This is a genomic window from Vibrio sp. AIC-3 (genome assembly GCF_013114515.1).
GTDB lineage: Bacteria > Pseudomonadota > Gammaproteobacteria > Enterobacterales > Vibrionaceae > Vibrio > Vibrio crassostreae_C.
The window spans coordinates 56,507-69,607 of record NZ_VTXG01000008.1 but is presented as its reverse complement, the minus strand read 5'-3'; the positions used below and the strand labels follow the sequence as shown (position 1 = coordinate 69,607).

General features: G+C 42.9%; 12 protein-coding genes and 2 pseudogenes. 2 read left to right on the top strand and 12 right to left on the bottom strand.

The features are described 5' to 3' along the window. Nucleotides 1-336: 336 nt before the first annotated feature. From F0229_RS21865 to F0229_RS08000, 3 genes are all read right to left on the bottom strand, one after another. Nucleotides 337-927, bottom strand: a complete 591-nt coding sequence (locus F0229_RS21865) for a hypothetical protein (protein ID WP_253820982.1) — start codon at nucleotides 925-927, stop codon at nucleotides 337-339. Nucleotides 928-1,319: 392 nt separating this feature from the next. Further along, nucleotides 1,320-1,538 carry a hypothetical protein gene (locus F0229_RS21860; protein ID WP_253820981.1) on the bottom strand — a complete coding sequence of 73 codons (219 nt, stop codon included), beginning with the start codon at nucleotides 1,536-1,538 and terminating at the stop codon, nucleotides 1,320-1,322. A gap of 120 nt (nucleotides 1,539-1,658) precedes the next feature. Beyond that, a complete protein-coding gene (locus F0229_RS08000; protein ID WP_171732593.1) occupies nucleotides 1,659-1,973 on the bottom strand; it encodes a hypothetical protein in 315 nt (104 codons plus the stop codon). Nucleotides 1,974-2,336: 363 nt separating this feature from the next. Between F0229_RS08000 and F0229_RS07995 the strand changes: the two genes are divergently transcribed. Then, complete coding sequence (locus tag F0229_RS07995) at nucleotides 2,337-3,719, top strand: MATE family efflux transporter (protein ID WP_171732592.1); 1,383 nt, start codon at nucleotides 2,337-2,339, stop codon at nucleotides 3,717-3,719. 113 nt (nucleotides 3,720-3,832) lie between these two features. On the opposite strand, the gene F0229_RS07990 is transcribed toward F0229_RS07995, so the two are convergent. The 7 genes and pseudogenes from F0229_RS07990 to F0229_RS07960 form a co-directional block, all read right to left on the bottom strand. Next, nucleotides 3,833-4,393, bottom strand: a complete 561-nt coding sequence (locus F0229_RS07990; RefSeq protein ID WP_102320435.1) for a type II secretion system protein — start codon at nucleotides 4,391-4,393, stop codon at nucleotides 3,833-3,835. 414 nt (nucleotides 4,394-4,807) lie between these two features. Next, nucleotides 4,808-5,754: pseudogene (locus tag F0229_RS07985) on the bottom strand (DUF1254 domain-containing protein). A 134-nt stretch (nucleotides 5,755-5,888) separates the two neighbouring features. Continuing rightward, entirely contained in the window at nucleotides 5,889-6,515 is a 627-nt protein-coding gene (locus F0229_RS07980; RefSeq protein ID WP_017066602.1) for a LysE family translocator, read from the bottom strand. Nucleotides 6,516-6,749: 234 nt separating this feature from the next. Next, complete coding sequence (locus F0229_RS07975) at nucleotides 6,750-7,613, bottom strand: delta-class carbonic anhydrase (protein ID WP_017072180.1); 864 nt, start codon at nucleotides 7,611-7,613, stop codon at nucleotides 6,750-6,752. A gap of 357 nt (nucleotides 7,614-7,970) precedes the next feature. Further along, the gene (locus F0229_RS07970; RefSeq protein WP_171732590.1) at nucleotides 7,971-8,450 is read right to left on the bottom strand and encodes a hypothetical protein; all 480 of its coding nucleotides are present in this window, start codon (nucleotides 8,448-8,450) and stop codon (nucleotides 7,971-7,973) included. Nucleotides 8,451-8,676: 226 nt separating this feature from the next. Continuing rightward, a complete protein-coding gene (locus tag F0229_RS07965) occupies nucleotides 8,677-9,477 on the bottom strand; it encodes a hypothetical protein (protein ID WP_065583740.1) in 801 nt (266 codons plus the stop codon). Between the two features lie 209 nt (nucleotides 9,478-9,686). Then, a pseudogene (locus F0229_RS07960) lies at nucleotides 9,687-10,316 on the bottom strand (D-serine ammonia-lyase); the annotation flags it as partial. Nucleotides 10,317-10,448: 132 nt separating this feature from the next. Here F0229_RS07960 and F0229_RS07955 point away from each other — a divergent pair. Next, nucleotides 10,449-11,642: an MFS transporter gene (locus tag F0229_RS07955; RefSeq protein WP_171732589.1), complete on the top strand. Its 1,194-nt coding sequence runs from the start codon at nucleotides 10,449-10,451 to the stop codon at nucleotides 11,640-11,642. Between the two features lie 61 nt (nucleotides 11,643-11,703). Here F0229_RS07955 and F0229_RS07950 read toward each other — a convergent pair whose 3' ends face one another. Continuing rightward, nucleotides 11,704-12,501 (bottom strand): helix-turn-helix transcriptional regulator, encoded by a 798-nt coding sequence (locus tag F0229_RS07950; RefSeq protein ID WP_017064666.1) that lies wholly within the window; start codon nucleotides 12,499-12,501, stop codon nucleotides 11,704-11,706. A gap of 56 nt (nucleotides 12,502-12,557) precedes the next feature. Then, nucleotides 12,558-13,091: a YbhB/YbcL family Raf kinase inhibitor-like protein gene (locus F0229_RS07945; RefSeq protein WP_017060498.1), complete on the bottom strand. Its 534-nt coding sequence runs from the start codon at nucleotides 13,089-13,091 to the stop codon at nucleotides 12,558-12,560. Nucleotides 13,092-13,101: the final 10 nt, after the last annotated feature.

Here is a 13,101-nt window from a genome sequence, read left to right as displayed (position 1 = left end):
TGGTTCGCCTTTTTGTTTTCTGAAATTCGACGTAAACAAATGCATTGACCTTACCGTAAGGTAAAGGTTTAAGGTGAAATGAATCTAACGATGAATGAGGAAACGATGATGGGATGTTGCAATAAAGCGCCAAAAGGTGGAGCCCCTCTTGGCTTACTTCTAAAGGTCACGCTTGGGATTGGTCTTTTTGTTTTTCTACTGGCTTTGTGGCAATAAATTTGAGCTGAGCCCTTAAGGGACGCTTTCGACAGTGCCTTAGAGACAACCAAAAACAGAACTAGTATGTAATATTTGTATGCCCTATCTTTAACCGGGTCTGCAAAATATAATCATGTTTCATTCTTCAACCCCAATTAAACAATGCTCTCCATGTTGAGGAAGAGCGTGAATTCCACCAATTCGCTTTAAGTCGCATGCGGATAATGAGGGTTCAACCTGCGAATAACAGCACTGCATACACAGAATTTCAGGCTGCGCACAGATAGAAGAAATGATTACTTGATCACTTGTCGTGCATGGTGAAAAAGGTTTTTGTTCCCATGCAAAAGAACCAGTGCAAAAAAAAGCAACCTGTGCCGGTTTGCCGCATTTCTCGCAAAACCCACGTAATTTTCGAAAGATCTCTTTCAGAACAATTAAATCTTCTTTTCTTTCCCCTTGTTTATTGTCGTGAAGGACAAACTCTTCAAATTCACGCAATGGAGTTGGAAGGTATTGATAGAGACCTTTTCTTTTGTATTCAAAGTCGGGGTAGAAGACAACCAATCGTGCTTGTGACGTAGTAAATGACTTGCGATATTCCAATAATAAATGTTCTCGACATAAGGTCTGTCTTTGATATCCATACCATGAAAACCAAAGAAATTTTTTAGGCACTTTGACACAAAAATCAGTAACACTTTTTTCTTGGCACTTAAGACAAGTCATCGACACATCCTCCAATAATTTCCGTAGGGTCGCTTTTATACAATCAAACAGAATAGGAAAACTATGCTGTTTAAGTAGAGACCTAAGTAGCATAAAAAACCACGGTGTTTAGCGCATCACTTCAAGCTTCAGGATTACATTATCTATATGTGATACCCTCACCCTTAACCCTTTTCTTATAGGCCCGCCATGCGACTTAGTATTATTAAAACCAGGGGAGATACTAAAGTCTGAATAACTAAATTTAACACCCTCAACAGTAAAACTTTCCTGTTGATGCCCTCCATAAGGCATCGGGTTAAAGTTCTCAACACTTCCTTCAACAACATCATATTCACCCTGACCGTAATCAGATAAAAGGGAATATAATTGAATTATTAAGCTGCCCCCACTTAAAGCAGTCCAAAGCACTGAAAAATAAGGAGTATTTTGAAAACCATACCTATGCTTTGTTCAGTCGCAGGCTTACCAACAACTTGCACATCCCAACTGGATAATTTCTTTCTATTTTTATAACCTTCAGCCGATATATATATAAATAACAAACCGGGAAGAGCGAAACAAAGTGACCACAACCCTTCAAACTTTATATTATAAACAACTTCGTACATTACGACCTCAATTGAATGCTAACACCTTGGCTAATCCATTTTGCCATAAACTCAAAATCGGCTTGAATTGAAAGTGCCAAACGTTGTGAATCAAACTTAACCTTCTTGTTATACAAGTGGTTAATTGTGCTCTGCAGTTTCTTTAAAGAGCAGGTTCAGAGGTTTAACCAAAGAGTAAATCCACAAGCCAAATGCTACAAAGCACCACATAAATAATGTTAGAAACAAACTAAATATTGGCCACATAGCCAAGGCGAGCAGCAGGCCTGATATGCCCGTTACTGGTGTTTCATCCCACTTTACAGTCTCCGCACCAAATATAGATGCGATACCACATACTAAAAAGAAGACAAAGAAGCTCAGGCTAAAGCCGACAAAGAGCATTTTGAAAAGAGACCTTTTCGATATTTTCTTAACTGTAATTTCCATTTTCATCCCTGTATTTGTATAACAGCTGTGCTACAGAAAATTCTGCCTAGTTCATTAGTCACCAATTGTACTAGCCTTTGTCTTTCCATAACAATCACTTATACCACAACCTTAGTGATTAGCGTGGCAAATATAAAAATTATCCAACTAGCATGATTCCCACGAAATCATGAACTTACGCGCGTTAAACCCGTGTTGTAACCATCAGAACCTATCCGTACCTCGGAGCAAGTGAAACTCTATAAATCCAAAGCTTGACCCTATACGGTAAGGTGTTTATATTGTCGCCCGCCCAACGGGGCACATCCTAAAATGCACACCGGCCATCCTGCCATCATTCGTGTATTTATATTGGTGTTGTGAACTTCCATGCTAACGAAATTTCGTCCTTTTACTCGTGAATCGGGTGCGCTTATGCATCTTTCGGTTCCAATCATTTTGACTCAAATAGCGACCCAAGCGATGGGATTTGTCGATACGACAATGGCTGGCCAAGTAAGCCCTGCCGACCTCGCCGCTATTGCACTCGGCACAAGCCTTTGGATTCCTGTATTGCTGCTACTACGTGGTGTGATTATGGCCTTAACACCCGTTGTTGCTTACCACCGCGGTGCACGCGACTTTCAAAGTATCTCTGTTGAATTCTTCCAGATGGTTTGGTTGGCATTAATTGCTAGCGTATTACTTATCGCTTATTTAGTGAGTGCGAAACCGATCTTAGAATGGATTGGTGTTGCCGCTGAGATCATTCCAATTGGCAGTGATTATGCGTTCGCCCTCGCCTTTGGTGTGCCGGGTATTGCCCTGTTCTACACCTTGAATGGCTTCTGTGAGGGTATGAACAACACCAAAGTGCCGATGATCATTTCGGTAATTGGTTTGCTGATTAACATTCCGGTCAACTACGTGCTTATCTACGGTAAGTTTGGTTTCCCTGAAATGGGTGCTGTTGGCTGTGGCTGGGCAACGAGCTTAGTGTATTGGCTAATGTCGGGAATGCTGTATTCCTACATTAAAGGCCATCATCATTACAAAACCATCATCAGCTTTGCAGACGCTAAGCCAAAAGCAAAAGAGATGCTTCATCTTTTAAGGTTAGGTTTACCTATCGGGATGAACATTGCAGTGTGTGGCAGCATCTTTGCGGTAATCGCACTGATGATTGGTCGTATTGGCGCTGAGAACGTAGCAGCCGCACAAATTGCACTCAACATTTCGAGCCTGACTTACGTGATTCCGATGAGTATCTCTTTTGGTATTACGATTCGTGTTGGGCACGCTTTGGGTGAAAAAGATGAACTTGGCGCGATTGAGCGTAGTAAAGTCGGTATCTTAGTTGCAGCGTTAATCTCGTTGCTGTCGGTAGCAATGTTCCTACTGTTCCCTGAATTAATCATTAGGCTTTACACGACAGACCCAGTAATCAGCGCAACGGCAGCAGTGTTATTGACCTTTACTGCGATGTACCAGTTCAGCGATGCATTGCAAACGTCTGCTAACGGCGCACTTCGTGGCTATAAAGATACTAAGATCCCGATGATCTTAGCTATCGCTTCATACTGGGGCTTGGCACTACCACTTGGCATGGTGTTGGGCTTAACAGACCACATTGTTCCAGCAATGGGTGAAGAAGGCTTTTGGATTGGTATTCTAACGGGATTAAGCGTATCAGCTGCATTGATGTTGCTTCGCTTGCGATACGTAATTAAGAAGCGTAACTTGCCACCAACAAGTGCTCCATTGGCAAACTAAGATAGACCTATAAGCTAATACAAAAAAGCGCGTTATTGCCATTTGGTAATAACGCGCTTTTTTATTGAATTCGAATAAGCTTTAATCTAAATAGAATCGTTTAGCTGCTCTGGTTAACATTCGTCGTTCACTACACGAACGGTACATTCACAGCCGCCCTCAGGACATTCGCTCCCATTCGTTCGACCAAAAGAATCATAGATAACATAACAACCCGAAGGTAAGGCATCATCAGTTATGTTATTGCTGTCAAGGTCAGCTTCACTAAATGAATGAGTGTACCCAACGACAGTGTGTCGATTTCCAACAGCCGATGTTAAATTGTCATCTTCAGATAGCGTCAGAAAATCAATCATATCAAGTTCGTCACCTTCATCCCCCTCACTTTCAGGACATAGCGTTCCCCAGTCGACCTCAACTCGGCCGATACCGAAATCGATCACATAGTTACTTTGGTCATCTGGGTTTTCTGCACTAGGGTTAAGCCCAGCAATAATGGCCTTAGAGGTTACTTGTGTGATCACCCCTTCCATCGCACCCGCAACACCTTCAAGTACCGCTTCTCTCGCTGATTCCTGAATACCTAGAAATCTTGGAGCAGCCGTTACCGCTAATACTCCAAGTATCACGATCACGATGATTAATTCCATTAACGTAAAGCCGTTTTTCTTCATAACACCTACATCAGCTGACAACTTAAAGATTCGATAACTTAATGAATTGTTAGTAACTATACATCGCAATTAGGATTCATAAAACTCCACGGCTATCGGTTTTTATAACACTGGTATGTGGTGTTTGTTCTATCTAGAGGCTGCAAAGATAACTGGAAGCGTTGTCACATAAGGTGTCAGAGGGTTTAAATTCGAACAAATGCGTGGTGCAACTGAAAGTATCGATGGAAGAAGGTTTAATTGATTTATTTGAACTGAGGCACGCTGCGTATAACCAAAGTTAGACCATTTTTTGACTCGCACTTTGTGTCTCTCTACTTAAGAAAGCAAGAAATGAAATAGAACCCATAAAAAACGCGCTACTACCACGGGTAATAGCGCGTATCTATCAATCGTTGTACGACTATCGCAACATTAGTTCACTGCTTTCACGTAAGGAAGCACTCGGAATCCATCGCGTACTTTTTGGCTTGGAATGTAATGGCGGAAAGCTAAGTTAAACACACCAGAATCGTTCTCTGTTTTGATGTTGTTTACTGCATCATCACTACAACCAAAGCTTACTGTGTAAGTGCCGTCTGCATTTTTCTCAGCCGTGTTTGAGCTAACGTTCGCCACTTCACCAAACATGAAACCTTGCTTGTTGTAGACCGTTACCGACCAAAACGCTTGGTTTTTAGGGTCATCAAAGGTCGCCTGATGACAAGTGTCTGCTAGGAAGTTACCTGAGACTTCGTAAATATTGTCATCTAACTGCGCGCCACCCCAACCGATAGCCGCACCCACTGCGTACTTCTCTTTGGTAAACATCTCTTTTGAAGCATCTTCAGGGCTGGTAAACATACCAAACGTCGCCTGAGCACCATCGCGTTTCAGTAGTTTCGGCATTTCCATCTTAAGGTTTTTCTCTACCTCATCGAATGATTTCTCATCCACTTGCATTGCCATGAATTCGCCGTCTGCTTTTGCATCAATACTCATCTGATCTTGGATTTTATGAACTTCATCTTTGGTGAACGTCGCATCAGTACGAACGATGACATACACGTGGTCACCACTGTGAGTAGAAAGATCAAACGTACCAGAACCGTGTTGCATTGGCTGAATGCGGTGGTCTTCTGTAATCACCTCCATCGACATGTATTTGCCTTCAGGAATCTCAGGCAACGTAATCGTCGCGCCTTGTGAAACGTTAATTACAGCCATTGAGTAGTAAGTGTCTCGGTTCATTCGAACCACATCCTGTTCATCTGTTGGCGTTAGCTCGCGTTACGTTCCTCTCTTTGATTAAAACACTTAACGACACCAATAAGTTTAGATCCAGCCGAGAAAGCTGTTGTTCGATAGTCATCATAAGACATGCATCTGAGTAATATCACTCGTTAAATAATTGCACCATTGTGACTAACAAACAAGTCTCTGTTTAAACGATGGCATTTATATCCAACTAAAAAGGCGAACCCATCGGTTCGCCTTTTTGTTTAAAGATTCGTATTTATCGATTGATCGCCAAATATGAGCCAGCAGCAATCATTATTCCACCAGCACTTTGGTTTAACCTTTTATGTGCGCGTGGCGTTTTTAACAAACCTGCCATTCTGCCCGCGCCCACAGCGATAAGCATTAAGCCTGACATCAGAGCAACAGATGCTAAAGCAGAAACTAATACGATATCTTGTGAGCGCAGAACAGTCAGATCAATAAAAGTCGGCAAGAACGAAATATAAAACAGAATCACTTTAGGGTTCGATGCTGAAATCAAAAAGCCTTGCGCGAAACTCGCGAGTTCAGATTTCTGACTCTGTTTGGCCGCAAGTTCCGCAGAGCCTTGCACTTCAGGCAGGCTCTTAAACATCTTGTAGCCCAAGTAAATCAAATAAGCTGCACCAACATAGCGAATCACCTCAAACGCAATCGACCAATTCTCGGCAATCGTTGCTAGACCGAAACAGGCAAGCGCAAGGTAAATAAGATCACTGCATATCATACCTAACGAAAGCGTGACGCACTTTCGCCATCCTTGAACCATAGCACGAGCTAAAATGGCAAAGACGCCAGGCCCCGGAGTAATACCAAATACAAACATGGCAATAAAGAATGTAATCGCACTTTCTAATGACATTGGACTGTCCTTTTCTATAACCCAACATAATTGATCATGAACGTATCATGGAGCTTCGATTCTGGTAAAGAACGTTTTTTACTAAATACGATTTACACAACTCATGTATTGAATAAGTGTCGCACGTAATTTACCCACCAGACTTAATTAAACCTAAACCTAAGTACTTTTCGTTAGGGCATAAAAAAGGCGAACCTATTGGCTCGCCTTAATCATTTTGTTCGCCAGAATCGTTTAGTCGTTACGAATGGGTGATAACAACTCAGGGTTAACCACCAAATTTCTCACACCGTGGGCGTGATCTTCGTTAAAGTCATTGCCTTCACACCAGCTACCTACTGTCGCGATATTTACTTTCGCGACTTGTGGTCTAACGCTCCATGTTACTTGGAAAGGTGAACCTTGCTCATTATAACCAGGACCCGTTGTAGAGCCTGCGTATTGGATCGCTGAGCCCGTATCTTGTGGGATGTTTGGTGCTTGGTGTAAGCCGTTCACTTTTGAATGTTTAGCGAGCGCTTCAAAGTCGGGTGCTTTGTCGTCATTCACTAATACGTAAACTTGGGTTTCTACACGCAGTTGCGGGTTGGTAATCGCATCGTTAAAACAAGCACCCAGTGTTTCACCCGGTTCAACTTGCGCCGTTGAATAAACATAGTGAACTTCAATGGTGTCACCCGAATGCAAAGAACCATGCTCGCTCGGACAAACCTTGCCCTCAAATGGTTTCAGCTCAGCAGAACTCAGCTTGCCTGTGTATTTAAAGCCACTCTGGAATCCCTTACCATCACCGTTACCAGCGTATTGAGTAAACTCTCCACCTTTATGCTCAGCATTTTTATGGAAGTGAATATTACATAAGTTCATCGCTGTTGAATCAGGGGCATCCGAGAACAGCCTAGTATTTTTACCTTCTAATGAACCCAAATCTCGTGGAGCTTGCGGTCCAAAACCTTGTCCTTGGGTATTTTCAGAAAGCTTCGCTCTTTGTTCTGCGATAACTCCATCTGATACAGACTCATGGTTCGCATCTGATGCATTTGCATGAGCTGACAACATCACCAATGCGGCACTTAAAAACACACTCTTATTCTTCATTTTTCTTCCCTAGAATATTGATAACTAAACCCAAACCGACTTAACAGCAAACATCTTACTATGCTCATAAGTGAATATAAGACTTGTCTTTGTAAGATTAGATTTCATTGCTTACTTTGGGATGAGTATTAGAACCCTTGATGCATATAACAAGTCAAACAGGGTAAATTCGGCGAGTCCCTTCCAGAACTAATAATTTCCGACTTTGTTGACCGTCGTCTGACTCAAACGCTCAGATGAGTAAACACGATTCTTAGTTAGAACGGTGGCCAGATTTAGAAGATCAAAAAAGGCGAACCACTTGGCTCGCCTTCACGTTTCATTCTGTCTATTAGGTTGGCTTTCTTGGTTAGCGGTTTAACCATTTCCGGTGGCAAATATCCCAAACGTCATGACATTCAATGCATCTGTCACGCCCTCTAATGACTTAATCACGGTCTTAGTCGGTTGGTTATGACGAATAAAATAGCTTCCGATGCCTTTTTCACCGCTACTGTTAGCATCGCTTTCCGTTGTTTCTGTCGCTGCTACTTGAGAAGGTTCCACTGATTCTGGCTCTGCATTGGCGTGAGTTATCGTGTCATTATTTGAATCAAGGTTTGAGTTTGATTCATGATCAGTTATTGGTTGATGATTAGCGAACGATTCATGGGAAGATTCAACGTTGGTCTCAGCACTTGTATCAATTGCAACATCGATATTGCTCTCTTCTTCCAAGCTTTTCGACATTGCGTCTTCGTTGCTCAATGTCTCATCGTCTAGCTGATGATTACTCGTTGAAGAACAGGCTGTTAAGAAGAACAGGCTAACGATGAATATGAGTAAGTGTCTCATCATAATGATAAAGCACGAATTAATAAAACATTGTTCGATTGTATTTTATTTGGCTGACGACATCCAGTGATAAGCGGAGTAAACACGAACAGTCACGGTCTTGAAGAGTAAACAAAAGCGTACGGGTTTAGTGCTTAAGAATAATAATTCGAGAGCTCAATTAGGTTGCCCGCCGCTTATCATCTGAAAGGTGGTGTCAGTTAGGCTTGAGGATTCACACGCTATAAGCTTAATCTTTACTGGAACACAGTTCAGAGATTCGGTCACACATGGCTTGGTTGACTGCGAAGTGGGTGTTGAGGAATGCTAGTTGGGCAAGTGCCGATTCAGCGGTGCGCTCGTAGCCTTGGGTAAAGGTTGGTAGCAATTGGGCAAACTTAGGGAAGCGTGCTTCTAGCCTTCTATCCGACATAAATTCATCAACGAATTCAGGCTCAGACTGTTCAGTTTGATCCACAAGATCGATCAAACGATCGAGTGCGTAAGATTGAACGAACCGACTGCCCGACAGCTTTTCGCCTCGGTTATAACGAGACATACCCACATAAAGATTGGTTAGAGCCTCACCAATGATCCAATCTTGGGAATTAGTGTCTGTCTCCCCTTTTATTGGTGAAACACAACACTGTGTATCAAATTCATGTTGCTGCCAAACAATACGCCCTTCAGCAAACGGAATGTGCGCTAACTCGTGGGGTTCAAACACTGCAAACTCACAAAAGATTCCGTCAGCGTACAGAACTTTATAGCCATCGACGGTATTTCTCACTGCGTAGTCGATTGAGTGAATATCAGATAGCCAATGCAAACTGTCTAAGAAATACTGCTTGTGCCCTGTTTGCACTATTGCGAAAAAATCGACATCTGAGTACTGATCAAGTCGTTCTGTTTCAATACCTACTGAGCCCAATCCCAGCAAAGCATGAGCCTTACCCGATGCTTCCAAAGACTCCCCAATAGCATCTAAACGCTGGAGTAATTTTTCTGGTGTGTTTATGTGTCTTGTCTGTATCACTTTGTCCGTCTGCATTGCTCAATCCCTATCAAGTTGAATGCCACTCAACCTAACTGATAGTTAGAACATCTAAGAAGCTTAATTTATAAAATGTGTGTTTTGGATAACGATCTGTGCAAGTTATTGTTTGAATTAAGGTGGGATTTAGAGGTGAGAAAGAGTGTGTACAAGCTATAAACAACACTCTTCTATCATGACTTATCTTTTTAGCAGCTCATATTTGCAACAACGTTGACGCCATGCTCACGAAGTTTGCTTTTCTTCCAAGATCTCGCGTCTGCCGACATATGAACAGAGACCGTAAAGCTTAATTTTGCACTCATGATACCGATCGACATACCTAGGTTACCCGTTGAACCTACCGCAATGCTGTATTGTTGGAAGAAGTTACGAAACTCAGGTTCGAGCAGCTTGCTGTAGTCATCGCTCTCACACAGTAACCCCGCTTCAATCGCAAGCTTCTCGGCATGTGTTAGTACTTCATAAATACCACCACGCGCTTTGATTGAACCTGAAATCGGCAAATGGCTGTCTTTCTTCATCATCAAACGCCCTTTTATAGACTGCTGATAATGCGCTTCCAATACTGATTTCATAGATGGAATGTCAATAAGCTCAGACTCGATGATGCCATTGGTCGCTTGAGTTTCAGGAAACGCCTTGGCTAGATAAGGAGCAAACCTTTGTAGCCTCATGCTCGCATCGTGAATATCTTGTTCGCCTAATCCCACATAAAGCAAACCGCGCTCCAGAGTCGTCACATTTGGGTTAAACCAAACCACTTCTTCCAATGCAATCAATTGTTGAAGCAGTGGGAAGTCCGAGATGAGCTTGTCGATATTTAATACAGTCATGGGTGATTTTTCTGGCTAAGCGCGTACTGCGCAGGTTCAATCATTAGTAAACCTATTTAAACGGTATTTGTGTAATCATTCAATGATCTGTAGGCTAGCCTGTCTTCTCATAAGCAAACAGTAGAACAACCTATGAGCGCCTCTCTTCGTAATAGCATTTTCGTGATGTTAGGGATTCTATTCCTAGCACTTAACCTTCGTGGGCCTTTTACGAGCTTGGCTCCTGTGCTTTCTCAGGTTATGGAAGGCCTCAACCTTACGTCATCGGCTGCTGGCTTCTTAACAGCTTTGCCACTGTTAACTTTTGCCTTATTCTCACCATTAGTCACCAAAATATCCGAACGAATTGGTCTAGAACCAAGCTTGCTCTTAGGCTTAGTTTTGATCACTACGGGTATTACACTGCGTTCTTTTGGAGCAATTCCGACGTTATACATCGGCACAGTAATGATTGGACTTGGTATCGCGATTGGTAATGTGTTGTTGCCCGTAGTAGTGAAAATTAGCTTCCCTACTCGTATTGCGACAGTCACTTCTTTGTACATTTTTACGATGGGCATAGGTTCGACGTTAGGCTCAAGTTTGATGGTGCCGTTTTCGAATCTAACCTTATTCACGATTACGGGTTGGCAATTAGCACTGTTAATGAACCTAATATTCCCAATATTAGCTTTGATGATTTGGTTGCCTAAGATCAGAAAGCGCTCTTCTTCAGCAACCAATAACAAGTATCAAGAAAAGCCTATTCCGATGCAGAAGATGATCAAGAGTGGCGTTGCATGGCAAGTGACACTAGCTCTTGGACTTAACTCATTTACCTTCTATTCTTTGGCAGGCTGGCTTCCACAGATCTTGAACGACCTTGGCTACAGCGAAATCGACGCGGGCTATATTTATGGATTTCTACAATTTTCGACCATGGTTCCGGGATTGCTGTTACTGCCGTTCTTAGGTAAAAGCGATAACCAACAATGGCTCATCACGCTTTGTACTTCGAGTGTATTTATTGGATTAATTGGGCTGTTGTATTTGCCTGAGTTTGCAATCTTTTGGGTGGGACTCTTTGGATTAGCCAACTGCTCTACGTTTATTATCGCGCTCTCTTTTGTTGGCCTGAGAACATCGAATAGCAGTCAAGCGGCTTCGTTGTCTGGTATGGCTCAAGGAATTGGTTATGCTTTAGCGGCAACAGGCCCAACGCTAGTGGGTAAGCTTCATGCTCAAACCGATTCTTGGAGTGTTCCCATTCTGCTGATCGCATCTGTTGCTTTCGCGTGCACGATTTTTGCGGCATTGGCAGCACGAGATAAGAAAGTGAGCGTTTAGGACAAACCGAATGGTTATGGCGTCGCGACTTAATTGCTCGCGACTTTATTTGCTCGCGACTTTATTTGCTCGCGACTCTATGGCTGACGACTGTCTTGATGTATTCGCTTGGCGACAAACCAAATTTGCCTTTAAAGCGCTGACTAAAACGACCTTCTGATTGGTAACCGCAAGATTGAGCCAACATCGCCACATTCTGCTGTCCGTTTTGCATCAGATAAAGCGCGTGACTCAAGCGAACTTCAGCCAGTACCTCTCGATATTGCATGCCTTCCAGTTTGAGCTTCCGAATCAATGTGGCTCGGCTCATCGCAAAACGCTCCGCCACCGACTCTAATGGATGTTTCTCATCTGGTGAATGTGAAAGGTAATGGCTAAGCTTTTGGCTAAACGAGACGTTGGCACTGACAAACAATAGATGCAACACCCCTTTTTCAGCTAATTGCTGGTACAAGCCCTGCAACCAAAACTGTTGAGTCTCTTTGCTCATGCTCTGTGTATCAAAAGAGAACAGAGCATTGAGTGAGTCTTGTAAGTTTCGATCCACTTTTACTGTAGGCAGTCCCAGATCATTCGACCGTTCCTCACTTAAATCAAGCATCGCCTGAGAAGGTTGGAATTGAAAGCTGAACACTCGCGACAAGAAGCGCCCTTTGTGGGGCATGTTCTCAAAACTTAGTGAAGCTGATGCCTCACACAACAACAGCTCAGAATGTGAGAGCTCAGCCGCTGAATCTTTCCAAAACAGGCGCTTACTGCCTGTAATAATCTGAATGATACTAGGGGATAGAATCCTCACATTACGCAGTTTTTGTAACTGCTCTGCACGAAAGATCGTCACTTGATATTGATGATTCATCTCATCCCCTTGTTTACTTATTATGCACGTGTATAAGCTTTAACGTACATAAGCTATTAACGTGTATAAGTTGCGGTCAGTTTAGCTTTGTCTAAAGCCATGCTGTTCAACGTGAATCCAACCACAGCCGACGGCGTATTTTCGTCGAGGTTAAGTTTGTCCGTTGGTAATGCCCAAACCGTGAACTGGTAACGGTGCATACCATCTTTTTCTGGAGGACAAACGCCACCGTAGCCAACTGTACCGTAATCAATGCGACCTTCTTTGCCACCGACTTTAGAGATGTCGACACCGCGAGGTAGCTCGTTCACAGTTGCAGGGATATCAAACGCAACCCAATGCCAGAAGCCACTTTCAGTCGGTGCATCTGGATCATAAGCTGTGATAGCAAAGCTTTTGGTACCTGCTGGTGCATCTTTCCACATCAATTGTGGTGATTGATTATCGCCGTCACAACCCCAACTAGAGTATTCAAAAGTCTTTGCCATTGGGTGACCTTCTTGAATATCGTTGCTGGTTAATTCGAACGCATGAGCAGAGCCTGTAGCCAAAATACTGATTGCCAATACTGATTTGATGATGAGTTTCATGATGGTTCCT

Excerpts from the sequence above, each read along its gene's own strand:
- F0229_RS21860 (WP_253820981.1), bottom strand. The coding sequence starts at position 1,538 with ATGTACGAAGTTGTTTATAATATAAAGTTTGAAGGGTTGTGGTCACTT.
- F0229_RS08000 (WP_171732593.1), bottom strand. The coding sequence starts at position 1,973 with ATGAAAATGGAAATTACAGTTAAGAAAATATCGAAAAGGTCTCTTTTC.
- F0229_RS07955 (WP_171732589.1), top strand. The coding sequence starts at position 10,449 with ATGAGCGCCTCTCTTCGTAATAGCATTTTCGTGATGTTAGGGATTCTA.
- F0229_RS07990 (WP_102320435.1), bottom strand. The coding sequence starts at position 4,393 with ATGAAGAAAAACGGCTTTACGTTAATGGAATTAATCATCGTGATCGTG.
- F0229_RS07965 (WP_065583740.1), bottom strand. The coding sequence starts at position 9,477 with ATGCAGACGGACAAAGTGATACAGACAAGACACATAAACACACCAGAA.
- F0229_RS07950 (WP_017064666.1), bottom strand. The coding sequence starts at position 12,501 with ATGAATCATCAATATCAAGTGACGATCTTTCGTGCAGAGCAGTTACAA.
- F0229_RS07995 (WP_171732592.1), top strand. The coding sequence starts at position 2,337 with ATGCTAACGAAATTTCGTCCTTTTACTCGTGAATCGGGTGCGCTTATG.
- F0229_RS07945 (WP_017060498.1), bottom strand. The coding sequence starts at position 13,091 with ATGAAACTCATCATCAAATCAGTATTGGCAATCAGTATTTTGGCTACA.
- F0229_RS07975 (WP_017072180.1), bottom strand. The coding sequence starts at position 7,613 with ATGAAGAATAAGAGTGTGTTTTTAAGTGCCGCATTGGTGATGTTGTCA.
- F0229_RS07980 (WP_017066602.1), bottom strand. The coding sequence starts at position 6,515 with ATGTCATTAGAAAGTGCGATTACATTCTTTATTGCCATGTTTGTATTT.
- F0229_RS21865 (WP_253820982.1), bottom strand. The coding sequence starts at position 927 with ATGACTTGTCTTAAGTGCCAAGAAAAAAGTGTTACTGATTTTTGTGTC.
- F0229_RS07970 (WP_171732590.1), bottom strand. The coding sequence starts at position 8,450 with ATGATGAGACACTTACTCATATTCATCGTTAGCCTGTTCTTCTTAACA.